This is a genomic window from Frankia sp. CcMO1 (assembly GCF_977945845.1).
The window spans coordinates 1-596 of the sequence record NZ_CDWTMG010000307.1; the positions used below are offsets into that span (position 1 = coordinate 1).

The 596-nt window shown below is 72.3% G+C and carries 1 protein-coding gene; it reads left to right on the top strand.

The window, feature by feature from the left end:
• Positions 1-596: DUF4277 domain-containing protein (locus AC08OU_RS22630; RefSeq protein ID WP_476605744.1), on the top strand; the 596-nt coding region annotated here is incomplete at both ends.

A 596-nucleotide genomic window follows, 5' to 3' on the forward strand; every position in this document is an offset into this window, starting at 1 on the left:
CGGGGCTGGGACTGTTCCTGGCTGTGACGGTCGCGATGGACTACGGGCCGCCGAGCGTCGAGAAGCCGCTCGGCGCGCTGTCCGTCGTGCGTGACTACCTGGCCCGCCTCGATGTCGCGGGCACGATCGACCGGCTCGCCCCGATGCGCGACAAGGTCAACCGGGCCACCCACGGCCAGGTGATCGCCGCGCTGGTCGCCAACCGGCTGACCTCGCCGACCCCGCTGCTGCACGTCGAACGGTGGGCACGCCAGTGGGCGGTCGAGGAGATGTTCGGCCTCGCGCCGGACATTCTGAACGACGACCGGGTCGGTCGGGCGCTTGACGCGCTCGCCCCGGTCTGCGAGGCCGTCGTCGGCTCGGTCGGCGCCGCGGCGATCACCGCGTTCGGCCTCGACGTCTCCCGGATCCACTGGGACATGACGTCGATCTCGCTGCACGGCGCCTACCCCGAGGTCGACGGCGACTACGCGACCCCGAAGTACGGCCATCCCAAGGACCGCCGCCCCGACCTCAAACAGGTCCAGACCGGGCTCGCGGTCACCGGCGACGGCGGGATCCCGCTGGTCCACCGCGCCTACGACGGCGGTGCCGGT